24 protein-coding genes are annotated in these 23,770 nt (G+C 70.2%); 11 read left to right on the plus strand and 13 right to left on the minus strand.

The genetic code is table 11. The annotated features are described in order from the left end of the window. Positions 1-14: 14 nt before the first annotated feature. From ACQZ13_RS15005 to ACQZ13_RS15035, 7 genes are all read right to left on the minus strand, one after another. Entirely contained in the window at positions 15-908 is an 894-nt protein-coding gene (locus ACQZ13_RS15005) for a class III extradiol dioxygenase subunit beta (RefSeq protein ID WP_431045701.1), read from the minus strand. Continuing rightward, a complete protein-coding gene (ligA, locus tag ACQZ13_RS15010; protein ID WP_431053250.1) occupies positions 905-1,303 on the minus strand; it encodes a protocatechuate 4,5-dioxygenase subunit alpha in 399 nt (132 codons plus the stop codon). Before ligA ends, ACQZ13_RS15005 begins: the two co-directional genes overlap by 4 nt. A 22-nt stretch (positions 1,304-1,325) precedes the next feature. Continuing rightward, positions 1,326-2,261 carry an amidohydrolase family protein gene (locus ACQZ13_RS15015; protein ID WP_431045703.1) on the minus strand — a complete coding sequence of 312 codons (936 nt, stop codon included), beginning with the start codon at positions 2,259-2,261 and terminating at the stop codon, positions 1,326-1,328. A 31-nt stretch (positions 2,262-2,292) separates the two neighbouring features. Further along, positions 2,293-3,270 carry a DUF1932 domain-containing protein gene (locus ACQZ13_RS15020; protein WP_431045705.1) on the minus strand — a complete coding sequence of 326 codons (978 nt, stop codon included), beginning with the start codon at positions 3,268-3,270 and terminating at the stop codon, positions 2,293-2,295. Between the two features lie 2 nt (positions 3,271-3,272). Further along, positions 3,273-4,229: a Bug family tripartite tricarboxylate transporter substrate binding protein gene (locus tag ACQZ13_RS15025; RefSeq protein WP_431053252.1), complete on the minus strand. Its 957-nt coding sequence runs from the start codon at positions 4,227-4,229 to the stop codon at positions 3,273-3,275. 277 nt (positions 4,230-4,506) lie between these two features. Beyond that, a complete protein-coding gene (gene ligK, locus ACQZ13_RS15030; protein WP_431045707.1) occupies positions 4,507-5,190 on the minus strand; it encodes a 4-carboxy-4-hydroxy-2-oxoadipate aldolase/oxaloacetate decarboxylase in 684 nt (227 codons plus the stop codon). 79 nt (positions 5,191-5,269) lie between these two features. After that, a complete protein-coding gene (locus ACQZ13_RS15035) occupies positions 5,270-5,965 on the minus strand; it encodes a substrate-binding domain-containing protein (RefSeq protein ID WP_431045709.1) in 696 nt (231 codons plus the stop codon). A 140-nt stretch (positions 5,966-6,105) separates the two neighbouring features. Between ACQZ13_RS15035 and ACQZ13_RS15040 the strand changes: the two genes are divergently transcribed. Then, entirely contained in the window at positions 6,106-6,996 is an 891-nt protein-coding gene (locus ACQZ13_RS15040) for a LysR family transcriptional regulator (protein WP_431045711.1), read from the plus strand. A 2-nt stretch (positions 6,997-6,998) separates the two neighbouring features. Here the strand turns inward: ACQZ13_RS15040 and ACQZ13_RS15045 are convergent, their stop codons facing one another. The 3 genes from ACQZ13_RS15045 to ACQZ13_RS15055 form a co-directional block, all read right to left on the minus strand. After that, entirely contained in the window at positions 6,999-7,577 is a 579-nt protein-coding gene (locus tag ACQZ13_RS15045) for an RES family NAD+ phosphorylase (protein ID WP_431045713.1), read from the minus strand. A gap of 6 nt (positions 7,578-7,583) precedes the next feature. Next, positions 7,584-8,201 (minus strand): hypothetical protein, encoded by a 618-nt coding sequence (locus ACQZ13_RS15050; protein ID WP_431045715.1) that lies wholly within the window; start codon positions 8,199-8,201, stop codon positions 7,584-7,586. Positions 8,202-8,283: 82 nt separating this feature from the next. Continuing rightward, positions 8,284-9,999, minus strand: coding sequence for a RecQ family ATP-dependent DNA helicase (locus tag ACQZ13_RS15055; RefSeq protein WP_431045717.1), 1,716 nt, complete (start codon positions 9,997-9,999; stop codon positions 8,284-8,286). Positions 10,000-10,265: 266 nt separating this feature from the next. Here ACQZ13_RS15055 and ACQZ13_RS15060 point away from each other — a divergent pair, with 266 nt between their 5' ends. Next, entirely contained in the window at positions 10,266-10,421 is a 156-nt protein-coding gene (locus tag ACQZ13_RS15060; RefSeq protein ID WP_067272324.1) for a DUF3309 family protein, read from the plus strand. A gap of 21 nt (positions 10,422-10,442) precedes the next feature. Here the strand turns inward: ACQZ13_RS15060 and ACQZ13_RS15065 are convergent, their stop codons facing one another. Further along, positions 10,443-11,777 (minus strand): 3-oxoacyl-ACP reductase, encoded by a 1,335-nt coding sequence (locus ACQZ13_RS15065; protein WP_431045720.1) that lies wholly within the window; start codon positions 11,775-11,777, stop codon positions 10,443-10,445. Next, the gene (locus ACQZ13_RS15070; RefSeq protein WP_431045722.1) at positions 11,774-12,625 is read right to left on the minus strand and encodes an ATP-binding protein; all 852 of its coding nucleotides are present in this window, start codon (positions 12,623-12,625) and stop codon (positions 11,774-11,776) included. The genes ACQZ13_RS15065 and ACQZ13_RS15070 overlap by 4 nt, the downstream gene beginning before the upstream one ends. Before the next feature lie 152 nt (positions 12,626-12,777). Here ACQZ13_RS15070 and ACQZ13_RS15075 point away from each other — a divergent pair, with 152 nt between their 5' ends. Next, entirely contained in the window at positions 12,778-13,224 is a 447-nt protein-coding gene (locus tag ACQZ13_RS15075) for a DUF4148 domain-containing protein (protein WP_431045724.1), read from the plus strand. Positions 13,225-13,446: 222 nt separating this feature from the next. Here ACQZ13_RS15075 and ACQZ13_RS15080 read toward each other — a convergent pair whose 3' ends face one another. Then, on the minus strand, positions 13,447-14,562 hold the full coding sequence (locus ACQZ13_RS15080; protein ID WP_431045726.1) for an alpha/beta fold hydrolase: 1,116 nt from the start codon (positions 14,560-14,562) through the stop codon (positions 13,447-13,449). 301 nt (positions 14,563-14,863) lie between these two features. On the opposite strand from ACQZ13_RS15080, the gene ACQZ13_RS15085 reads away from it, so the two are divergent. From ACQZ13_RS15085 to ACQZ13_RS15120, 8 genes are all read left to right on the plus strand, one after another. Continuing rightward, positions 14,864-16,018 carry a beta family protein gene (locus ACQZ13_RS15085; RefSeq protein ID WP_431045728.1) on the plus strand — a complete coding sequence of 385 codons (1,155 nt, stop codon included), beginning with the start codon at positions 14,864-14,866 and terminating at the stop codon, positions 16,016-16,018. 78 nt (positions 16,019-16,096) lie between these two features. Continuing rightward, on the plus strand, positions 16,097-16,480 hold the full coding sequence (czcI, locus tag ACQZ13_RS15090; protein WP_431045730.1) for a cation efflux protein, CzcI family: 384 nt from the start codon (positions 16,097-16,099) through the stop codon (positions 16,478-16,480). Between the two features lie 127 nt (positions 16,481-16,607). Beyond that, positions 16,608-17,915: a TolC family protein gene (locus ACQZ13_RS15095; RefSeq protein WP_431045732.1), complete on the plus strand. Its 1,308-nt coding sequence runs from the start codon at positions 16,608-16,610 to the stop codon at positions 17,913-17,915. Between the two features lie 8 nt (positions 17,916-17,923). Next, complete coding sequence (locus ACQZ13_RS15100; protein WP_431045734.1) at positions 17,924-19,306, plus strand: efflux RND transporter periplasmic adaptor subunit; 1,383 nt, start codon at positions 17,924-17,926, stop codon at positions 19,304-19,306. 10 nt (positions 19,307-19,316) lie between these two features. Then, entirely contained in the window at positions 19,317-22,499 is a 3,183-nt protein-coding gene (locus ACQZ13_RS15105; RefSeq protein WP_431045736.1) for an efflux RND transporter permease subunit, read from the plus strand. A 97-nt stretch (positions 22,500-22,596) separates the two neighbouring features. Continuing rightward, on the plus strand, positions 22,597-23,082 hold the full coding sequence (locus tag ACQZ13_RS15110; protein WP_431045738.1) for an Sbal_3080 family lipoprotein: 486 nt from the start codon (positions 22,597-22,599) through the stop codon (positions 23,080-23,082). Between the two features lie 219 nt (positions 23,083-23,301). Continuing rightward, a complete protein-coding gene (locus ACQZ13_RS15115; RefSeq protein ID WP_431045740.1) occupies positions 23,302-23,511 on the plus strand; it encodes an AbrB/MazE/SpoVT family DNA-binding domain-containing protein in 210 nt (69 codons plus the stop codon). Further along, positions 23,504-23,725 carry an AbrB family transcriptional regulator gene (locus ACQZ13_RS15120; RefSeq protein WP_431045742.1) on the plus strand — a complete coding sequence of 74 codons (222 nt, stop codon included), beginning with the start codon at positions 23,504-23,506 and terminating at the stop codon, positions 23,723-23,725. The genes ACQZ13_RS15115 and ACQZ13_RS15120 overlap by 8 nt, the downstream gene beginning before the upstream one ends. Positions 23,726-23,770: the final 45 nt, after the last annotated feature.

Here is a 23,770-nt window from a genome sequence, read left to right on the forward strand (position 1 = left end):
GGGCTTCCGGAGGTTCAGGGGTTCTCGAGGATCAGGTGACCCACGGCGGTGTTGGAGGCGGGCACGTGATAGAAGCGATGCGCGACGCGCGGCGACGGTGCAGCCGCCGCCTCGGCGGGATCGGCCAGATCGGCCATCGCGCCGCGCGCGATCAGCCACATCACCAGCTCGATGCCTTCGGAGCCCGCCTCGCGGACGTAGTCCAGGTGCGGCATCTCCGCCAGGCCGCGCGGATCCGCGATCAGGCGGTCCATCCAGGCGTTGTCCCACTCGCGGTTGATCAGCCCGGCGCGCGGTCCCTGCAACTGGTGGCTCATGCCGCCGGTGCCCCAGACCTGGACGTTCAGCGGCGCGTCGAAGCTCTCGACCGCGCGCCGGATCGCCTGGCCGAGCTGCAGGCAGCGCCGGCCCGAGGGCACGGGGTACTGCACGACATTCACCGCCAGCGGGATCACCGGCACCGGCCAGCCGGGCGCGTCGGGCGACTGCTCGCCGAACAGCAGCGACAGCGGCACGGTCAGACCGTGGTCGACCGTCATGCGGTTGATCAGCGTCAGGTCGAAGTCCTGCTGGATCACGCTCTGCGCGATGTGCGCGGCGAGCTCGCCGTGGCCGTGGACCGGCGGCACGGCGCGCGGGCCCCAGCCTTCGTCGGCGGGCTCGTAGCGCTCCGCGGTGCCCAGCGCGAAGGTCGGGATCATGTCCAGGCTGAAGGCGTTGGCGTGGTCGTTGTAGACCAGCACGATCGCGTCGGGCCGGTTCGCGTCCATCCAGCGGCGCGAGGGCTCGTAACCCGCGAACAGCGGCTGCCAGTACGGGTCCTGCGTGCGGCCCTGGTCCATCGCGACGCCGATGGCCGGCACGTGGGAGGTGTAGACGGATGCGGTGATCCGCGCATGCGTGCTCATCGGTCGTGGTCCTTGTTGCCGCCGCGCGGCGTGCCGTCGGGCCGGCGACCGCCGGCCAGCATCATGTCGCGGTAGTCGGCCTCGCTCATGCCGGTCATGCCGGCGGCCATCTGCTGGTAGCTGCGACCGTCGGTCGCGCCGATCTTGGCCAGGAAGTAGATGTTGCCGCCCAGCCGGATGCACTGGTTGAGGTCGCGCGCCAGCACGGCCTCTTTCTGCGCCGCCGTCATCGCCCATTCGTCGAGGTAGGCCCGCTCGTCGGCCTTGAAGCGCGCGCGGTTCTCGGCCTTCATCAGCGACATGCAGAACTGGTTCAACCAGTAGCCCTTGCGCGCCTGGTCGGCGTCGAAGATGGTGGTGCCGGGGATGTCCTGGTAGGGCTTGTGGATCGCCATGGTGGTCTCCATCGGCTATCGGTCAGCGGATGGCCTCGGGCCAGTAGAGCCGCATCGGGTTGTCCACCAGCAGGCGTTGCCGCAACTCGGCGGTCGGCGCGATGCGCGGGATCACGTCGACCAGCAGGCCGTCGTCGGGCATATGGTCCTTCAGATTGGGATGGGGCCAGTCGGTGCCCCAGAGCACGCGGTCGGGGAACTCCTCGACGACGCGCCGCGCGAAGGGGATCACGTCGCGATAGGGCTCGGGCTCGCCGTTCAGCGCGGGCGGTCCGGCGACGGACAGGCGCTCCGGGCAGGTCACCTTGCTCCAGACGAAGGGGTGTTCGCGCAGGAAGCGCAGGAACAGCGCGAACTCCGGCCCGTCCACCGGCTTCGTGACGTCGGGCCGACCCATGTGGTCGACCACGACGGTCGTCGGCAGCGCGCTGAAGAAGTCCCACAGCTCGGGCAGGTCCGGCGCCTCGAAGTAGATGACGACGTGCCAGCCCAGCGCCTTCACGCGCTGCGCGATCTCCATCAGCTCGTCGCGCGGCGTGAAGTCGACCAGCCGCTTGACGAAGTTGAAGCGCACACCGCGCACGCCGGCGTCGTGCAGGTCCTTCAGCTGATCGTCGGTGATGCCGCGGCGCACCGTCGCGACGCCGCGCGCGCGGCCGCCGGAGGCCCGGCAGGCGTCGACCATCGCGCGGTTGTCGGCGCCGTGGCAGGTGGCCTGCACGATCACGTTGCGGCTGAAACCGAGCCGGTCGCGCAGCGCGAACAGCTGCGCCTTGCCGGCGTCGCAGGGCGTGTACTTGCGCTCGGGGGCGTAGGGGAACTCGGCGCCGGGACCGAAGACATGGCAGTGCGCGTCGACGGCGCCGTCGGGCAACTGGAAGCGCGGCGTCGACGGGTCCTGGGACCAGTCGAGCCAGCCCGGGGTCTTGTCGAAACCGCCGGAGGTCGGGAGCGTCATCGCGGGTCCTTCTTCGAAATCAGAACTTGGATCAGAACTTGGGTTTGGCGATCTGTGCCAGGAGCCGGTCGGCCTCCGTGCGCCAGTCCGGGCTGCGGCCGAAGTCCGCCTCGCCGCGCCGGCCGAAGACGCCGTCCTCGGTCAGGTCGGCCATCCAGGCCTGGCGCTCGGCGGTGCCTTCGGCGCTCCACGGCGTGAGGCCCGCGTCGCGCACGGTCTCGGCGACTTCGCGGACCTCCTCGCTGCGGCGGCGTCCGTGCTGGATCACGCGCTGGAAGAAGTAGGCGGCCTGCTTCTCCCAGTCGATGCCGGGGAAGGTCTCCTTCAGCGAGGCGAGCACCGCGTCCTCGACGCCGTAATGGCGCGCCGAGGTGAGGCTCTCGATGACCATCGCCTCCAGCCCCTTGATCATCACGCTGCGGCACATCTTGGTCGCGCTGACGACGCCGATCTCCGCACTGCCGATCGTGGGCGCGAAGCCCAACTGCCGCAGCAGCGGCTCCGCCGCCGGCGCATGCGGACCGCCGAGCAGCAGCGGCACGCGGATGCGGTAGGGCGGGACGCTGGTCATGACGGCGCCTTCGACGTAGCGGCCGTCGGCCGCATGCACCGCGTCGGCCGCGGCGCGCTTGACCTTGGGCGAGGCCGAGTTGAAGTCGAGCACGAAGGTGCCCGGCCTCAGCCCGGCGGCTGCGGAGCGCGCGGCGTCCAGCGTCTGGCTGGCCGTGACCGCGCTGATCACGAGGTCGGCCGGCGTCGCCACCATCGTCGCGGAGGCGCCGAGTTCGACGCCGAACTCGACCGCGTGCTCGCGCATCGTGTCGGCGTCGCTGGACGGCGATTCCAGCTTCAGGTCGTAGGCGCCGACGGCGACGCCCGCGGCGCGCAGGTCTTCGGCGAGGATCCGGCCGACCTCGCCGTAGCCGACGAGCCCGACGCGCAGCGCCTGGCGCGGCGCGGGCGACGTGTCTGACGTCGACGACGGTGTCTGCGGTACTGCGGCGTTCATGATCAGTCCAGCGAGATGTTGAGCCGCTTGATCAGGTCGGCGTACTTGGCGGATTCGCTGGCGATGAAGGCCTGGTACTGCTCCTTCGTCGTCGGGAACACGTCGTAGCCGAAGGTGGCGTAGCGCTCGCGGATGTCGGGCTCGGCCAGGGCGGCCTCGATGTCGCGCTGGATCTTCTCCTGCACCGCCTTGGGCAGCCCGCGCGGCGCGGCAATGGTGGTCCAGCCGGTGACCTCGTAGCCGGCGGGGCCGCCGGATTCGCTGACGGTGGGCAGGTCCGGGAAGGCCGGATGGCGTTTCGGTCCGGTGACCGCGATGAAGCGGATCTTGCCGGCGCGCTGCAGCGGTCCGGCGGTCGCCATCGACCCGAGCGCGAAGTTCAGCTCGCCGTTGGCCACGGCGGTGTAGAGCATCGTGGTCTCCTTGTAGACCACGTGCGTCATCTGCGTCTTCGTCATCGCCTCGAGCTGCGCCGCGCCCAGATGCACCGGGTTGCCGACCGACCAGGAGCCGTAATTCAGCGCGTTGGGATGGGCCTTCGCGTCGGCCACGATGTCGCCCACGGTCTTGTACTTGCTGTTGGCCGGCACGCCGACGAAGAAGTAGGTCTTGAACAGCGGCGCGATCGGATCGAAGTCCTTCACCGGGTCGTAGGGCAGCTTCTTGAACAGATGCGGGTAGACGACGAGGTGGACGTTGTCCAGCTGGATCAGGTCGTGGCCGTCGGTGGCGCCGCGCTTGAAGGCGTCGATCGCGATGAAGCCGTTGGCGCCGGGCTTGTTCTCGACGATCACCGGCTTGCCCCACTTCTTGGAGAGCTTCTCCGCGACCACCCGCGCCACTGTCTCCGGGCCGGCTCCGGCCGGGAAGGGCGTGATGATGCGCACGGGCTTGGTCGGCCAGTCAGTGACCGGCGTGGCCGGCGCGCTGGCCTGGGCAGCGGCCAGACGCGGCAGCAGCGCAGTCAACAGAACGGCCGCAAGGGTCAGGACTTGCCCGGTGCGCCCGGTCTTGCTCCCTCTCCCGCTTGCGGGAGAAGGCAGGGGTGAGGGCCAGCGGCGGTGGCAGTGCGGAACTCCGGTGCTTGCGTGCGGCGTGGAGGTGAAGGCAGTCATCGTCGTTGTCTCCGTCGATCTCTTGTCGTCGGCGCCCTCTGCAAGGCGGGGCGCTCGGGTGGATGGGAACTGCTGTTCGGAACTGCGGGTACTGCGGGGCGTCTGCTGAGGAAAGTGGAATTCAGTCGATGTATCGCAGGCCGGCCTTGGCCAGCGGCTCGCGCATCTTGTACATGTCCAAGCCGAGCACGCCGGCGGCGAACTGCTCGCGCTTGGCGCCCTCGTTGGCTTCGCGGGCGGCGGCGGCGTCCAGCGTCTGGCGCGCCAGCGCGGCCGGGACGCAGACGATGCCGTCGTCGTCGGCGACGATCACGTCTCCCGGATGGACCAGCGCGCCGGCGCAGACCACCGGGATGTTCACCGAGCCCGGCGTCGCCTTGATCGTGCCCTTGGCGGAGATGCACTTGCTCCACACGGGGAAGCCCATCTCGTTGAGCGTGCGCACGTCGCGCACGCCGCCGTCGATGATCAGCGCGCGGGCGCCGCGGGCCTTGAACGAGGTCGCGAGCAGGTCGCCGAAGTAGCCGTCGCCGCATTCCGAAGTGACGCCTGCGACGACGATGTCGCCTTCGCGGATCTGCTCGGCGGCGACGTGCAGCATCCAGTTGTCGCCGGGCTGCAGCAGCACGGTGACGGCCGTCCCCGAGACCGCGACGCCGGACTGGATGGGCCGCATGTAGGGCTTGAGCAGGCCGAGCCGGCCCAGCGCCTCATGGACGGTCGCGGCGCCGAAGCTGCCGAGCGCGTCGGCGGCGACGCGGTCGGCGCGGGTGATGTTGCGGTAGACGACACCGAGTTCGTACATGGCGGAATCCTTCTTCGGGAGAGCTGATCGGGGAATCGGATAACGGTGGCGCGGACGTCGACGGGCGTGCTGCGCGCGCTCAGGCGGCCGGTGAAGCCAGTCCCAGCCGGCGTCGCAGCGCGTCGTGACGGGAGGAGGCGAAATCGTCGGCCACGCGCTGCGCGGTGGCGGGTTCGGCGCTGGTCGCGGCGACGGCGGCGGTGAAGCGGGTGACGATCTCCAGTCCGGGCGGCATGGGGCCGAGGATCGTCAATCCGCCGTGCCCCAGGAGTTCGCTCAACTGCTGGAAGCCGAGGTCGACGTCGCCCTGCGCGACCATCTTGGCCACGGGCACGCCGGCGGGGGATTGACGCAGGCGGTCGGCGAGGGCGTCGCGCAGGCCCCAGTCGTCGAGCAGCTTGAGCAGCGCCTGGCCGCTCGGACCGGTGGAGTAGCCGACGGCCCGCGCGCCGAGCAGAGCCCGACGCAGAGCGTCGGCGGTGCCAACGGCGGGACGGGCATGGCCTTCCGGCGAGGCGATGAACATCGGCGAATCGGCGATCGGCCGCAGCGATCCGGCGCGCAGGCGGCCGGCGCCCAGCTGCCGTTCCATCGCATCGGCGGCCAGGACGACGAGGTCCACCGACTCGCCTGCTTCGATGCGTCTGGCGGCGTCCACGCCGCCTATGGATTCGAACCGGATCTCCAGGCCGTGCGCGGCGGTGTACGCGGCGGACAGGTCCGCCAGCAGGGCGCGGGTGGCCATGGAGGAGAGGCCGGCGAGGGGTGCGATCACGGGGTGGTCCGGAAGCGGTCGAGTGGGGCGGATTCTGGTCCCGTCGGCCCGGGCCATCCAGTTCTGGGTTCCACTAGCTGCTATTCCGATCCGGCATGACGCGGGTGCAGGGCCATGCCGGTTCGTGAGAGCATGCGGGCATGAACCTGACGCAACTGGAGACTTTCGTCCATGTGGCCGAGCACGGCAGCTTCAGCAAGGCCGCGATGGTGCTGGGGGTGGCGCAGCCGGCACTGAGCCGGCAGGTGCGGGCGCTGGAGACGGAACTGCACGAGACCCTGCTGCTGCGCAACGGCCGCGGCGTGGAACTGACCGAGGCGGGCCGTCGGCTGCTGCAGCACGGGCAGGACATCCTGAACCTGGTCAGCCACGCGAAGGACGACCTGCGTGCGCGGCGCAGCGAGCCGGTCGGGCAGATCACGATCGCGATGCCGCCGACGCTGGCGCGGCTGCACACGCTGGCGCTGATCCGGGCCTTCCAGGCGGAGATGCCGCAGGCGCGGCTGACGATCATGGAGGGCTTCTCGGTCCATCTGACCGAATGGCTGCTGACCGGGCGCACGGACCTGGCGCTGGTCTACAACCCCGAGCCGGTGCCGGCGCTGGAGATCCTGCCGCTGCGGCGCGAGCGCCTGTGCCTGGTGAGCCCCAAGGACCAGGCGCCCGCGCGGCCGCCGACGCTGTCGCAGCTGTCGCGGTATGCGCTGGTGATGCCGCAGCGGGGGCACATCTTCCGCGCGCTGATGGAGCAGGCGGCCGCGATGGCGGGCGTGCAGCTCGACGTGCGCTGGGAGGTGGCGAGCGTCCCGGCGATCCTGGACTGCGTCGCAGCCGGCATCGGCCATGCGGCGCTGGGCGAGGACGCGCTGCAGATCTACGAGAAGCCGGAGCGTCTGGTCACGACCCCGTTCGCGAAGGCTGACATCCAGAGCACCCTGTGCCTGGTCACGCCGACCAGCAAACGGGCGACGCCGCTGCTGCAGCGGACGGCGGGGGTGATCATGAAGATGGTGGGCGTGGCCGCCCGATAGACTCAACCCTTGAACGGAATTCGCGCGCCGCGGTCGGCCACTTGAACCCATTGATGGCCCTGACCTCCTGCATGCGACAAGGGCGAACGCCACAGCAATCGAAAGAGGTCTGCGGGCGGATCGAACAGGATGACGCAATCATGACCATCCTGCTGCGCGGAGCGGCTGATGAGTCCATCGAATCGCTCCTGGCACAGCTCGTTCGTCAGCTCTTGTGTCTCCTTCAACCGTACGGATTGAAGGACAGGAAAGTGGGCGGAATAGGGGCGCAAGTCGGCCAGCGACTGCGGCGCCGCGGTCGCCACCGCGATCAACTCTCGTCCTTCCAGTGCGGTGTTCTTCAGTTCGTGCGTGTTCTTGCGATAAACCGCTTCATGAAGTGCCGTCTGCGGACGCGTTGCGAAGTAGGCGGTGGGTCGATCACTGAGGTCGAAACGACCGAACTTCTCCGGCCCGGCATGGAGCACCACGGGGCCGCGCGCCACTTTGCTCACATCCATTGAAGGCGACTGGACGCGATAGAGCACCTGACCAGAGGGCAGGAGGAAGGTCCCCATCGAAGGGAAATCGGACATCTTCATCGAGATTCATGAGTAGTCCCAGGCGGCGAAGGCCAATACACGTGAAAGGTGTCCGCGCTCCACCGCAGTCCTGGGCATCATGCCGGCCATGCAATCGGACGACTCTTCCAGGAAGGAGAGCAGGTGACTTGCGGAGTCCGTTCCCAACGCCGTCTTGATCTGGGGCAGGCAGCTCCACAGCGGATCGAAGAACTGCCAGAAGGGCAGTCGATACTCGCCGGGCGATTCGCCGAGCGCAATGGCGCGTCCTGTCTGGACGAGTTGCAGCATCTCGTCCTCAGGCAACTGGGTCATTGCACAAGCTTGAGCCAACGACAACATATCCGGATCAAGGATCCGATCACGCTGACTCCTGTCCCAGCGCAACTGGGCGGTGGCGGGATCGTGCGGCGGCAGGGGGGGAACGGCAGGACAACCGGGCAGCGGGCGCGGCATTGGCAAAGGCAGCGAGGGGGTGGACAGGAACTGGTCGACAAGCTTCATCACGACATCCATTTCAAGAACTCGGAAGGGCTGAAATGCTGCTGCCGATGCGGCCACGAAGCAAGCCAGCCGGCGGGTGTCGCGACAGAAATCCGGCGTTCCGTTGACGTGCCTCAAAAAATCTCTGCGCGACAGGGTCATGCTCCCTGAAGCCACGGCGCCGCGCATCGCCCCGAGTGGGGCCATGAAGGGGGCCGACCAATGGGGGAGCTCTGGGGGGAGCTCAGGCCGCCTTGGCCGTCGGCGGCTTCGCGCGCTTCACGTACTGCGGCAGGAAGCTGCGTTTTTCCTGGCCGAAAGCGACCGTCACGCTGTCCGCGCTGGCCTCGACCACCACACCGCCGCCGTAACGCTTGACCCGAACCACATCGCCGGGTTGGAACACGATCGCCGCCTCGGCCACCTTCGCCGGGGTGTCAGGTGTTGCCTGATCGGCGCGCGACGAGGACTCACGCTCATGCGCGTCGAAACGCTCGCAGTTGTCGCAGCCGTGGCAGCGGTCGAAACCCGCCGCCTCGTCGAAGGCCTCCAGCATCACGCGCCAGCGGCACAGGCCGCTCTGCGCGTAGAACACCATCTGTTCGAGCCGGCGCCGGTCCTGGCCCGCTTTCGCTTCGTACCGGGCCAGCGCCGCCATCAGCGACGCCACGTCGCCGGGCGGAGGATCGGCCAGCGCGAACGCGTCGCCGCCTTCGGTCAACCAGCCCTCGCGGACCAGCAGGCCCGTCAGCACCTCGAGCTTGTTGCGCGGCCGCCCGAGCCGTTCCCGCAGCGCATCGAGCGTCCAGCCGGTCTCGTCCGGCGCCGCGGTGCGCAGGATCTCCGTCACGGCCTGGGCATCCGCCGGCGCCGGATACCGGCCGTTCAGGAAGAACTGCTGCACCGCCCGGTCCCCCGCGACGAACAGCAGCGTGCAGTCGGCGCGCTCGCCGTCGCGGCCGGCGCGTCCGGACTCCTGGTAATACACGTCGAGCCCCGCCGGCACCTGGTAGTGGACGATGCGCCGGATGTCCGGCTTGTCGATGCCCAGGCCGAAGGCGTTGGTCGCGACCATCACGCGCGCCTCGCCGCGCATGAATCGGTCCTGCGCCTCGTGGCGCTGCGCGGCGCGCAGGCGGCCGTGATACAGCGCCGACACGACGCCCGCGCCGAGCAGCGCGTCATGCACCGCCTCCGCCGCCTTCACCGTGGCGGTGTAGACGATCGTCGAAGGCAGCGCGGCGCTCGCCCCGGCGCCGGCATCGGCGTCCTCGCCGGTGACCAGCGCGAGCAGGCGCCGCAGCTTGTCCTCGTCGTCCGCCAGCGGCTCGACGCGGTAGTGGAGGTTGGGACGGTAGGTGCCGGCGACCAGGCAGCCCGCAGCGGGGATGCCGAGCTGGCGCGCGACGTCCTCGACGACCTCCGCGGACGCCGTCGCCGTGAGCGCGAGCACGGTCGGCCCGCCGAGCCGCTCCCGCGCCTGGCCGATGCGCAGGAACGCCGGCCGGAAGTCGTGGCCCCATTCGGAGATGCAATGCGCCTCGTCGACGACCAGCAGGTCGGTGGGACGCTCCGCCAGACGCTCGACCCAGTCGGCGTCGTCCAGTCGCTCCGGCGTCAGGAGGACGACCCGCGCGCTGCCATCGAGCGCCGCGGCTTCCTGCGCCGCGAGCGACGCCGCATCGAGTCCGCTGTGCACCTGCGCGCAGCGGATGCCGAGCGCGCTCAATCGTTCGCACTGGTCCTTCATCAGCGCGATCAGCGGCGAGACGACGACCGTGCGCCCCGGCAGCAGCGCCGCCGGGAGCTGGTAGCACAGCGACTTGCCGGCGCCGGTGGGCATCACCGCCAGCGTGTTCAGACCGCGCAGCACGCGATCGACGACGTCCTTCTGACCAGGGCGCCAGACGCGCAGTCCGAAGCGGCGGAGTTGCTGGCGCACAAGGCGTTCTGAAGGCACGGGGCGGCGCGTGGGCATGAGGTGTCGAAGCGGGCAGGGTGGAGGTTCCCGCCCGCCTTGAGCAAGCGGTGAGCCTGATCCGTCCGACGAGATGTCGGACGAGATGTCGGACGCATCGACATCCGATGGCCGTGGTTCGACGTCGCCCTGTCCCCGCGTTCGTACACCGGGCACAGGGGTTGCCACAAGGAGCCCATGCCGCCCGCGTCAGGCGCCTTGCGCCGCGCGACGGGCCCGACCCACGTCACAACATTCCGGAGATCCGCATGATCAGCACCATCCTGCTCGTCATCCTCATCCTGCTGCTCGTCGGCGCCTTGCCGTCCTGGCCCCACAGCCGAAGCTGGGGCTACGGCCCCAGCGGCGGCCTGGGCCTGGTCGTCCTGATCCTCATCGTCCTGCTGCTGCTGGGATACATCTGACGCCGCAGACCTGCCGGGCGCTCACGCGCCCAGCAACGACTGCCCGCACACCCGCAGCACCTGACCGGTGAGCGGGTGTGCCCCCGGCGACGCCAGGAAGGCGATCGCCTCCGCCACGTCCGCCGGCGTGCCGCCCTGCTTGAGCGCGTTCAGGCGCCGGCCCGCCTCGCGCACCATCAGCGGCATCCGGCGCGTCATCGCGGTCTCGATGAATCCGGGTGCGACCGCGTTGATCGTGCCGCCGTGTTCGTCGAGCGTCGCCGCCCGCGCGCCCACATAGCCGATCAACGCGGCCTTCGAGGCGCTGTAGTTGCTCTGCCCCGCATTCCCCGCGATGCCGCTGATCGACGACAGGCAGATCTCGCGCGCGCCGGCGTTCAGCAGGCCGGCCTCGTCCAGCCGCGCATCGATCGCCAGGATCGCCGACAGGTTCACCGCCATCACCGCATCCCATTCCGATGCCGACATCCGCGCCAGCGTCCGGTCGCGCGTGATGCCGGCGTTGTGCACCAGCACGTCCACGCCGTGCAGGCGTCGCACGGCGTCGACCAGTTCGTCGACGGCGCCCGGCGCGGTCAGGTCCGCGGCCAGCAGCGAGCCGCCGATCTCGCGCGCCAGCGCCTCCAGCGGCTGACGCGCCGCGGGCACGTCGACGCACAGGACGCGCATGCCGTCGAGCGCCAGCCGCCGGGCCGTGGCCGCGCCGATGCCGCCCGCCGCGCCGGTGACGACAGCCACCGGGGCGCGACCCTCATCCAGGGATCGGGCCAGCGACGGATCCACGTCCTTGCGCCAGGACAGCACCTGTCCCGACACGTACGCGGCGCGGTCCGTGCCGAAGAATCGCAGGGCACCCGCCAGCGATTCCATCGAGGCGGCGCCTTCCTGCAGCACGAGCGCATTGGCCGTCGCGCCGCGCCGCCCGACTTCCTTGGCCAGCGCCCGGACGAAGCCCTGGACCGCGTGCAGGCAGGCCGCTTCGGCCGCGCTCATGACGCCGGCCGAGGTCAATGCAAGGACACGTCCGCCCGGCGCGAGGCGGACCATCGCCAGCTGCGACTGCTCGAACAGCGCGCGCAGCGCCGCCACGTCGCGGCAGCCGGTCGCGTCGATCACGAGCGTGCGCACGGGGCCGTCTCCGCTGGGCGTGCCGCCCTGCGCGACGATGGCCGCCAGCAGCGACGGCAGCGGTGCGCTGCTGCCCGGCGCGATCGCGAGGACGGGGCGGCCGATCAGTTCCTCCTCGACCCAGGCGTCCTGCCGGCGCGTCAACGGCACTGGTTGCGGCAGATTGAACCACCGCGCGACGCGGCGTCCGAACGGGTGCTGGACGAAGTGGAGCAGGCGATCGGTCATGGAGGCAGGGTGGGCGACGCCGGCAGCGTCGCGGCCGAGGGCTGGGAACGGCGCGCAGTGTAGGCGCGCCCGGACATGCCGCCGCTCAACGTGAACCCGATGCGCGTTTCCCGTTCGTCGGAGCGCGCGAACGGTGCGCCGCCGTGCATCCGAGCGATCGCATCGACGATCGACAGACCCAGGCCGAGGTGGTCGCCGCCGCTCGCGGCCTCGGTGCTCATGAACCGGTCGAACAGGCGCGGCAGCCGTTGCGCGGCGATGACCGGTCCCGTGTTGGCGACCCACAGCCGGACCAGTCCCGAGCGGTGGCCCTCGATGCCGATGCGCAGCACGCTGCCCGCGACGGCGTAGCGTGTCGCGTTGCCGATCAGGTTGGACAAGGCGCGCTTGAGCAGCGCGGCGTCGAAGTCGCCGGCGGCCTCGCCGTCGATGCGCAGCGTCAGGCCGGCCTCTTCGAGCGCGGCATCGTGGTACGACGCCACCTCGGCCGCCAGCGCGGCGAGGCTGTCCACCCCTTCGCGGCGCGCCCGGTGCCCGCCGTAGGCCCGCGACAGGAACAGCATGTCGCCCACGATGCCTTGCATGCGGCGCAGTTCCTCGAGGTTCGCGCCCAGCCGCTCCCGCGCCTGCGGCGGCAGGTCGTCGTCGCGCATCGTCAGTTCGGTGCCGGTGATCAAGGTCGCCAGCGGCGTGCGCAGTTCATGCGCGACGTTGGCGCTGAAGGCCTCCACCTGCGCCTGTGACCGGCGCTGGCGTTCCAGCATGGCGGTCAACTGGTCGACGCGTTGCCGCAGCGCGCGAAGCAGTCCGCCCGCGCTGCGCAACGATGACAAAACGGTCATCCGCATGTCCGCCTCATGTCGGTCGCTTGCGCCTAGAGTAGGTCTCAAGGCGTTTGAAACGCGCGCCGACGCAGCGGCAACGATCGCCAGTCCGATCGCCAGTCGACAGACCGATCGATGTCGTGTGCAGGATCACTTTCAATCCAAGGAGTTCGACCATGACCAACTTCAAGAAGCTTTCCATTCCGATGGGCGCCGCGGCGCTGGCAGTGGCGCTGAGCGTGCCGGCCTTCGCGCAGGTCGAGGAAGAGATCGTGTCCGGTCCCAAGTCCCGCGGCCAGGTGATGGCGGAGATCGAAGCTGCCCGCATGGACGGCAGCCTCGACCAGTTGCAGGGCGAACACAGCTACGCCCCTGACTTCGATGAAGCCAAGGGCATGGACGTGCAGTACTCGAATCACCAGGCCGATGCCGACGTGACAGTGGGCATGTCCGCCGACACGAGTACGCAGGTGCAGTTCGCCGCCCCGGCTGCAGGCGGCAAGACACGTGCCCAGGTGATGGATGAACTGGAACAGGCTCGCGCCGATGGGTCGCTGGACCGCATGTGGAGCGAGCAGGGATATGCGCCGGAGCTCGAGGCGGCGCATACGTATCGTCGTTGATCGCTCCTGATGCCCGGCACGGGCCGCAACGATCCGCCCGCGGATCCGAGCGAGACAGTGCCGACCTGACGGACCGGACGACGGACGCCGGATGACCTGACCATGCATTGACGGTCGTCCTACTTCGAGCAACGGGGTTCCCACGAGGGAACCCCGCTTTCGTTTCCGGACCTCGATCCAGGCCTATAAGGCCTCTCAGGCCTCTCAGGGACTATGCCACCTTCACAGGCGCGTGACGTCCAGGATCGCCTGCGCGAACGCCTTCGGCGCTTCCTGCGGCAGGTTGTGGCCGATGCCGCCGGTCAGGTCGCGGTGCTCGTACCGGCCCGCGAACTTGCGGCGGTAGCCGGACGACGGCGGATGCGGTGCGCCGTTGGCGTCGCCTTCGAGCGTGATCGAGGGGATCGTGATCTCCGGCGCGGCGCCGATGCGGGCCTCCACCGCGTCGAAGCGCGATTCGCCGTCGGCCAGGCCCAGGCGCCAGCGGTAGTTGTGGACCACGATCGCGACGTGGTCCGGGTTGTCGAACGCCGCGGCGCTGCGCGCGAAGGTGGCGTCGTCGAAACGCCATTGCGGCGAGGCCAGCTGCCAGATCAGCCGGGAGAACTCGGCGCGGTACTTCTCGTAGCCCAGCCGGCCGCGCTCCGTGGCGAAGTAGTACTGGTACCACCATTGCAGCTCGGCGGCCGGCGGCAGCGGCTGCTCGTTGACCTGGCGGCTGACCAGCAGGTAGCCGCTGACGGACACCAGCGCCTGGCAGCGTTCCGGCCACAGCGCGGCCAGGATGCCCGCCGTGCGCGCGCCCCAGTCGCAGCCGCCGACGATGGCCTTCGGGATGCGCAGCGCGTCCAGCAGCGCGATCGCGTCGCGCGCCAGGGCGCCTTGCTGGCCGTTGCGCGCCGTGTCGGCGGACAGGAAACGCGTCGTGCCGTAGCCGCGGGCATACGGGACGATGACGCGGTAGCCGGCCGCCGCGAGCAGCGGCGTGACGGACTCGTAGGTGTGGGCGTCGTAGGGCCAGCCGTGGAGCAGCAGCACCGGCGGGCCGTCCGCGGGACCGGCCTCGACATAGCCGACGCGCAGATCGCCGGCATCGACGTGCTTGAGCGTGCCGAAGCCGGGCGCGATCGCGATGGATGCGCCGCCGGCCGACGGAGCGGCCGCAGCCGGGGCGCCAGGGGCGGCCAGCGCCGCACCAGGCAGCAGCCCGGCCAGCGGCAGTGCACCCACGGCGCTCGCTGCGCCCAACGACGCGCTCAACGACGCACCCAGTCGAAGGAACTGGCGGCGCGGGAGCGAGGAATCGATCGGATCGTTCTTGTCTTGGCGGTCGGTCATCGGAGATCTCCGTGGGGTGTGGTGGCGACAACCGCAGTGGACGCCCTCGATGTATCTCCGCCTTGTCGACGCCACCGTGCGTTCGCATGTCGGTGTCGCGTGGCGGGGGCTGGATACAGGGGCATACAAAACGCGATTCGAGGCGAGCCGACGCGAATCCATGCGAATCCATGCCCTGACAACGCCGATCTCTGACATCGATCAAACCGGCCCCTATCTTTCCGGCCGCTTCCTTTCTAGCCTGCCCGGATCGGGCGCGCCGGGCGTCCGCATTCGGGGCGCGAGCCCGCAGGAGGTGTCGATGAACGGGGTCTTGCTGGATGAGATCGTCTACTTTCCATCGCTGCAGACGATGCCGGCCGAGTTGCGCGCGCTGCGCGAGCTCGATCGCGCGCGCAAGCGCCGGATCCTGCCGCTGATCACCTTGTCCCCGCTGCAACGGATGCCGGACGTGGTGGACTTCCGCCGCGCCGCGCAGCAGGCGGGCGAGGCGATGCAGGAACTGCCGCATTGCATCGACCTGGGGCGGGTGCCGCTGGACCACGCGCTGTCCTGGCGCCGGCTGGCCGATCCGTCGCAGGGTTTCCGGACCTGGCGCGAGTTCGCGCAGGCGTTCCGCAACGCGGTGCCGGTGGTGCTGATGCCCGACGGCGCCAGCGAGCGCGCCGTCGTGCTGCAGGCCGCCGCGCTCGAGCGCGAATGCGGCCGGGTGGTGTTCCGCCTGCGCGGCGCGGCGCCGTCGACCGCGGTCGTCGAGCGCGCGCTGGAGGGGTTGGAGGACCCGCGCCGTGCGCTGGTCGTGCTGGACTTCGGGACCGAGCGCGAATGGCTGCTCGGCTGCGCCGGCATCGGGCGCGACCTGCTGGCGCGCTGGCGCACGCGGTGGCCGGGGATGCGGGTCGTGATGATGGGCAACAGCTTCCCCGCCGCCGCGCAGTGGCTGGGCACGGCGGGGCCGGACGACAGCGCGCGGTCGGGGCGTCTGGCGATCCTGGAGCGCGAGCTGCACCGGCGGCTGGGCGGACTGGGCGTGGTGGGCTACGGGGATCACGGCGCGGTCCACACGCCGAGCGAACCCGGTCCGGAACTGCCCACCGGTCATGTCCGCATCGACTACCCGTGGCAGGGTGTGTGGCACTTCGAGCGGCGCCGGCGCGCGAATCCGGACGATGCCGGCCGGGAGGCCGCGGAGGCCGTCGTCGCGGAGGCGCCGTGCTTCGGCGAGCGCAACCTGTGGGGGGAGCACGAGATCCGCGAAGCCGCGCAGGGGCGGATCTTCACCCGCACCCGGGAAGCCTGGACCGCCATCCGCGTCAATCTGCATCTGGCGACGCAGGTCGACGAGATGGCGCTGGAAGCCTGCGGCGCGCGGTCGACGGTGTCGAGCTCCTCCGCAGCGTCATCGCCGTCATCGCCGTCGTCACCGTCTTCCTCGACGCCCGCCTCGACTTCGTGAAAACCGCCGTCCGGCGACAGGCGCCAGCGAAGCCGCTCGGCGCTGAAGGGCATGCGAGGCTCTCTATACTCGCGCCCCATGCGCCGCTGGCTCACCGTCTTCCTGCTGATCCTGCTGCCGCTCCAGCTGAGCTGGGCGGTGGCGGCGACCTATTGCGCGCATGAAGCCGATCCGGCGGCGAATCACATCGGGCATCACGAACATCGGCATGAGGCGTCGGGCGACGCTGCCGATGCCAAGGTGGCACCCGACACCGCGAAGGTCGAGAAGGCCGCCGACAAGGCGCTGACCTGCGTCGACGACGACTGCGGCTTCTGCCACCTGGGCCACAGCCAGCCGGTGGCGAGCACGCCCATCGTGCTGCCTGTCATGGCGGATCCCGTGACCTCGTCCTCCGTGTCCGAAGTCTGGTCCTCGCGCGGTCCCGACCGCCGCGAGCGCCCGAATTGGCAGTCCGCCTGATCGGCGGACGCTCCTGACCTCAGATCGCCTCGGCCCGCGCCGAGGCGCGCGGCGCTCGCCGATTCCCCGTTGACCTTCTTCCTGCCCCGCCGCCCACGCGGCGGCGGGCTCAACGCCGGAGTCCCCGATGCCCAAGTTCCTGGTGCCGCTGTACAGCGCGGCACTGCTTTCCCTCATGCCGATGACGTCACGGGCCGCGCCCGACGCGCCGTCCACTTCCGCCCATCCAGCCCCTCCACCCGCGAACCCGTCCGCGATCCCGTCCGAGAATCCACTGGCGCAGACCTTGACCCTGAGCGCCGCCATCGAGCGCGCGCTGACGAGCCATCCCCGCCTGCGCGCGGCCACCTTCGAGGTCGAGGCCGCCGACGGCGCCGTCCAGCAGGCGGCGCTGCCGCCAAACCCCTCGCTCGGTCTCGAGCAGGAGGACACCCGCCGCGAGACGCGCACGCTGACCGTGCTGCTGAGCCAGCCGCTGGAGATCGGCGGCCAGCGCGCCGCGCGGACGGCACTCGCCCAGCGCGGTCGCGACATCTCGCAGGCCGAGCTCGACGCGCTGCGCGCCGAGCTGCGCGCCGACGTGGTCCAGGCCTTCTTCGCCGCGCTGGTCGCGCAGGAGCGGGTCACCGCCGCGCAGGAGTCGCTGCGCATCGCCGGCGGGGGCGTCGAGGCGACGGCACGACGCGTGTCCGCCGGCAAGCTCTCGCCGATCGACGAGACCCGCGCGCGGGTCGCCGAGGCCACCTCGCGCATCGAGCTGCGCCAGGCGCAGGCCGACCGGCTCGCCGCGCGCCATGCGCTGGCGGCCGCGGTCGGGATCGACGAGTCGCTGATCGGCACGCTCGACGGCGATGCGAATTCGCTGCCGGCCTTGCCCGCCGAAGCCGCGGTCGCCCAGCGCCTGGCCGACGCGCCCAGCCTGCGCCGCGCCCGTCTGGAGGTCGAACGCGCCCAGGCCGCCTACGAACTCGAACGCACGCGTCGGATCCCCGATGTGACGGTGACCCTCGGCGCCAAACGCGCGCAGGAGATCGGCCGCAACCAGGCGGTGATCGGCGTGTCGATGCCGATCCCGCTGTTCGACCGCAACCAGGGCGCGCAGCGCGAGGCGCTCAAGCGTCGCCAGGCCGCCGAGCAGCTCGCCGAAGCCGAAGCCATGCGCGTGCGCGCCGAGGTGCTGAGCGCCGCGGGCGAACTGCGCGCCCGCGCCGACGAGGTCGACACGCTGCAGCACTCCGTGCTGCCCGGCGCGCGCGAGGCCTACACCGCCGCGACCCGCGGCTTCGAACTCGGGAAGTTCGGCTTCCTGGAGGTGCTCGACGCGCAGCGCACCTGGCTGCAGGCGCGCATGCAATGGCTGGACGCGCTCGCGCGGGCGCACCGCGCCAACGCCGACCTCGAGCGCCGCCTCGGCGCCCCCGCCCAGCAACCGTGAGAACGACGATGAATTTCAACAAGCAAGACGGCAAGCAAGACGACAAGACGTCCTGGGGACGCGGACTGCCGAAGCGGCAACTGATCGCGATCGCGGTGCTGGTGGCGATGGGGTTGGCCGGCGGCGCGGCCATCCTGGCCTCCGGACCCGCGAGCTCGGCCAAGGGCGACCACGGCGAGCATGCCGAAGAGGGCCATGACGACCACGGGCACGGCGAGAAGAAGGCGGCGGACGACCACAAGGACGAGCACGCGGGCGAATCCAAGGCGGCCAAGCCGGAAGGGAAGGAAGACGGCCACGGTCATGGCGCCGATGAAGCCGAAGTCATTCCCATGACCGACGCGCAGATCAAGTCCGCTGCGATCGTGCTGGAGACCGCTGGTCCCGCGACCATCCGGACCACGACGCGCCTGCCCGGCGAGATCGGCTTCAACGAGGACCGCACCGCGCACGTCGTGCCGCGCGTGGCCGGCGTCGTCGAGTCGGTGCCGGCGACGCTCGGCCAGTCCGTGCGCAAGGGCGATCTGCTCGCAGTCATCGCCAGCGCGCAGGTGTCGGACCAGCGCAGCGAGCTGCTCGCCGCGCAGAGGCGCGAGCAGCTGGCGCGCACGACCTTCGAGCGCGAACGCAAGCTGTGGGAGGAGAAGATCTCTCCGAGACAGGACGTCGACATCGCCGAGCAGGCGCTGCGCGAGGCCGAGATCGCCGTCGCGAACGCGCGCCAGAAGCTGATCGCGATCGGCGCCTCGCCGGCCGCGGCGACCGGGACCAAGGCCGGAACGACGACGGGAGGAACTCTGGGCGGCGCGCTCACGCGTTTCGAGCTGCGCGCGCCGTTCGACGGTGTCGTGGTCGAGAAGCACCTGACGCTGGGCGAGCAGGTGAAGGAGGACGCCAGCGTCTTCGTGCTGTCGGACCTGCGCACCGTGTGGGCGCGCCTGGACGTGCCCGCCGGCGACCTGGCCAAGGTGCGCGTCGGCGAGCGCGCCGTCGTGCGCTCCGCCGCCTTCGAGCAGTCGGCCGAAGGGACCGTCGCGTACGTCGGCGCGCTGATCGGCGGCCAGAGCCGCACCGCGCAGGCGCGCATCTCGCTGACCAATCCGGACCGCGCCTGGCGGCCCGGGCTGTTCGTCAACATCGACGTCGTGACCGGCGAGGCGCCCGCGCCGGTGACCGTGCCCGCCGACGCGGTGCAGGTCTTCGAGGAGCGGCAGGTCGTGTTCGTGCGCACCGCCGAGGGCTTCGCGGCGACGCCGGTGAAGACCGGCCGCGGCGACGGCCGCCGCATCGAGATCGTCGACGGCCTGAAGGCCGGGGCCAAGGTCGCGGCGGTCAACGCCTTCGTCGTCAAGTCCGAGGCCGGCAAGGGCTCGGCGACGCATTCGCACTGACGGAGGCCGCATGTTCGAACGCATCATCCGATTCGCCATCGAGCACCGATGGCTGGTGCTCCTCGCCGTCCTGGGCATGGCCGCGCTGGGCGTCTTCAGCTACCAGAAGCTGCCCATCGACGCCGTGCCCGACATCACCAACGTGCAGGTGCAGATCAACACCGGCGCGCCGGGCTACTCGCCGCTGGAGGCGGAGCAGCGCGTGACCTTCCCGGTCGAGACCGCAATGGCGGGCCTGCCGGGGCTGAAGCAGACGCGCTCGCTGTCGCGCTACGGGCTGTCGCAGGTGACGGTGATCTTCGCCGACGGCACCGACATCCACTTCGCGCGGCAACTGGTCAACGAGCGGCTGCAGGCCGCGCGCGAGCACCTGCCCGACGGCCTGACGCCGGCGATGGGGCCGGTGTCCACGGGCCTGGGCGAGATCTACCAGTGGACCATCGAGGCCGAGGAGGGCGCGCGCAAGCCCGACGGCTCGCCCTACACGCCGATCGACCTGCGCGAGATCCAGGACTGGGTCGTCAAGCCGCAGCTGCGCAACGTGCCCGGCGTGACCGAGGTCAACACGATAGGCGGCTTCGCCAAGGAGTTCGAGATCGCACCCGATCCCGGGCGGCTGTCCTCGCACGGGCTGACGCTGGCGGAGGTGGTCCAGGCGCTGGAGCGCAACAACGCCAACGTCGGCGCCGGCTACATCGAGCGCCGCGGCGAGCAGTACCTGATCCGCGCGCCGGGCCAGCTGAGGGACCTGGCCGACATCGGCAACGTCGTGCTGCGCACCGACGCCGGCGTGCCGGTTCGGGTGCGCGACGTGGCCCAGGTCGGCATCGGCAGGGAACTGCGCAGCGGCGCGGCCACCGACAACGGCCGCGAGGTGGTGCTGGGCACCGTCTTCATGCTGATCGGCGAGAACAGCCGCAGCGTCGCGCAGGCGGTGGACCGCAAGATGAAGGAGGTCGCCACGACCCTGCCCAAGGGCGTGCACGTCGTCACCGTCTACGACCGCACGGTGCTGGTGGACAAGGCGATCGCCACGGTCAAGCGCAACCTGGTCGAAGGTGCGGTGCTGGTGATCGCGGTGCTGTTCCTGTTCCTGGGTAACCTGCGCGCGGCGGTGCTGACGGCGCTGGTGATCCCGCTGTCCATGCTGTTCACCTTCACCGGCATGGTCGGCCAGAAGGTCAGCGCCAACCTGATGAGCCTGGGCGCGCTGGACTTCGGGATCATCGTGGACGGCGCGGTCGTGATCGTCGAGAACTGCGTGCGGCGTCTGGCGCATGCCCAGTCGCGACTGGGCCGACCGTTGACGCGCGCGGAACGCTTCCACGAGGTCTTCGCGGCGGCGCAGGAGGCGCGCCGACCGCTGCTGTTCGGGCAACTGATCATCATGGTGGTCTACCTGCCGATCTTCGCGCTCACCGGCGTGGAGGGGCGGATGTTCCATCCGATGGCCGTGACCGTGGTGATGGCGCTGCTGGGCGCGATGATCCTGTCGATCACCTTCGTGCCGGCGGCGGTGGCGCTGTTCATCGGCGACAAGGTCCAGGAGAAGGAAAGCCGCGTGATGGCCTGGGCGCACCGCGCCTACGAGCCGCTGCTGGCCAGGGCCATGGGCGCGCGGCCGGTGGTCATCACGGGCGCGGTCGTGGCGGTGGTGTTGTCGACCTTGCTCGCGACGCGGTTGGGGAGCGAGTTTGTGCCCAGCCTCAACGAAGGCGACTTCGCGGTGCAGGCGCTGCGGCTGCCGGGCACCAGCCTGTCGCAGTCGGTGGCGATGCAGCAGCAGATGGAGGCGCGGCTGAAGGAGAAGTTCCCGGAGATCGAGCGCGTGTTCTCGCGCACCGGCACGGCCGAGATCGCGGCGGACCCGATGCCGCCCAACATCTCCGACGCCTACGTGATGCTCAAGCCGACGGACCAGTGGCCCGAGCCGCGCCGCACGCGCGACGCGCTGATCGCGGCGGTGCAGGAGGAACTGGCGACGCTGCCGGGGCAGAACTACGAGTTCTCGCAGCCGATCCAGCTGCGCTTCAACGAGCTGATCTCGGGCGTGCGCTCGGACGTGGCGGTGAAGGTCTTCGGCGACGACATGGATCAGCTGAACGCGGCGGCGGCGAAGATCGCCGCGGTGCTCGGCGGGCTGGAGGGCGCGGCGGAGGTCAACGTCGAGCAGACCACCGGGCTGCCGATGCTCACCGTCGACATCGACCGCGAGAAGGCGGGCCGCCACGGGCTGAACCTGCAGGACGTGCAGCAGCTGGTCGCGACCGCGACAGGCGGCGCGCACGCCGGCACGCTGTTCGAGGGCGACCGGCGCTTCTCCATCGTCGTGCGCCTGCCCGAGGCGTTGCGCACGGACCTGGCGGCCATCGAGCGGCTGCCGGTGCCGCTGCCGCGCGGCGGCGATGGAGCGACGCGCTTCATCCCGTTGTCCGAAGTCGCGACGCTGGCGCTGGCGCCCGGCCCCAACCAGGTCAGCCGCGAGGACGGCAAGCGGCGCGTCGTCGTCAGCGCCAACGTGCGCGGACGGGACCTCGGCTCGTTCGTCGCGCAGGCGCAGCAGGCGGTGGCGGCGCAGGTCGCGCTGCCGTCGGGTTACTGGCTGGGCTGGGGCGGCCAGTTCGAGAACCTGCAATCGGCCAGCGAGCGCCTGCGCGTCGTGGTGCCGGTGGCGCTGGGGCTGGTCTTCGTCCTGCTGTTCGCGATGTTCGGCAACGCGCGGGACGGGCTGCTGGTGTTCTCGGGCATCCCGTTCGCGTTGACCGGCGGCGTGCTGGCGCTGTGGATGCGGGGGATTCCGCTGTCGATCTCGGCGGCGGTCGGGTTCATCGCGCTCAGCGGCGTGGCGGTGCTGAACGGGCTGGTGATGATCTCCTTCATCCGCCAGTTGAGGGAGCAGGGCCGTCCGTTGGAGGAGGCCATCCATGAAGGCGCGTTGACGCGGCTGCGCCCGGTGCTCATGACGGCGCTGGTGGCCTCGCTCGGATTCGTCCCGATGGCGCTCGCCACGGGGACGGGCGCCGAGGTGCAGCGCCCGCTGGCGACGGTGGTGATCGGCGGGATCCTGTCCTCGACGGCGCTGACCCTGCTGGTGCTGCCGGTGCTGTACCGGTGGGTCTACCGGCGTGACGAGGCGGAGGAAAGCGCCGGGACCAACGTCGGCAACACGCCTGCGGCGCCTGTCGCGACCTGAGGTTTTTCCGAACGTCCGGATGCGGGGGCGCCTCGGGAGGGGCGCCCCCTTGTTTCTAGAATCGCGCCTTCAAGAAGACGAGTCTCCAGGAGGGAGCATGAAGAAGTTGGGAGTGGCCGCGTTGGCGGCCGTGGGTCTGAGCGGCTGCGCGATCCATCAGAACGTGACGCCGGTGCAGGTCCGCATGGAGGACCGGGTGATCTGCGTGATCGACAACCCGGTGGTGCGCAAGGGGTTCAGCGACGGCTACAAGCGCGCGCTGGCGAGCAAGGGCTATGAAGTGCGGACCTTGCCGACGGTGGCTTTGATCACCGACTGCGCGGTGACGAGCACCTACAACGCCACGTGGCGCTGGGACCTGGCGCTGTACATGGCGTATGCCGAGATCCGCGTCTTCAGCGCCGGCAAGCAGATCGGCGAGGCGAAGTACGACGCCACGCACGGCAGCGGCAGCATGGGCAAGTTCATCGACGCCGACAAGAAGGTCGTTGAGCTGGTGGACCAGTTGTTCCCCGGGAGCGCCGGTGCGCCCGTGGCACCGACGGCCGCGACGGCTGCAACGGCGGCTTCCGCGCCGCAATGATCGACCGCTGACCTCCGGGTCGGCAGAAGGCGGAGCGGCTGCGTCGCTCCGCCACCCCTTGGGCGTCGGGAGATGGCCGGGGCGTTCCGCGGATCCACTCATCCGCGTGTGTGCGATGCCTCGTGAGAGTGCCATCGGCGCCATGTCCACAAGTGCAAGTCATGGCACCCGACGCGACGTTTTCCTAAAGTGGCGGCATCGCTTCGCAAGGAGAGTGGCGTGTCGATGTCGAAGATGGAAATGAACGGACGGATCGTCGTTCCCGAGGACATCCGGAAGGCCGTCGGCGCCAGGCTCGGCACGCGCTTCATCTGGAAGCTGACGGAGGACGGAAGCATCCACGTCGTTGCGAAGTCGAAAAGGCCGGTGGCGGATGAGTCGCCGCAGCCGAATTCCGGTGACTCACTGAATGGAGATGGCAATGCATGAAACGTTTCTGAGCGAGCAAGGCACCCTGCAGGTGCCCGAGGAGATCTTGAAGGAATTGGGCGCAAAGCCTGGCACTCCGTTCGTCTGGTACACCCGCGGCGACAATACCCTCTATGTTCGCGCCAAGACGACGTCGTTGGCGGCGCTGGCGGGAATGCTGAAGCCGCGCAACGGCAAGACGGTATCCGTCGAAGAGATGAGTCCGTTCCGCTGATGGGCGCCGTCGATACCAACGTCCTGATCCGGTGCATCGTTCAGG

This window comes from Roseateles sp. L2-2 (genome assembly GCF_050613215.1).
GTDB classification, from domain to species: domain Bacteria; phylum Pseudomonadota; class Gammaproteobacteria; order Burkholderiales; family Burkholderiaceae_C; genus Roseateles; species Roseateles noduli.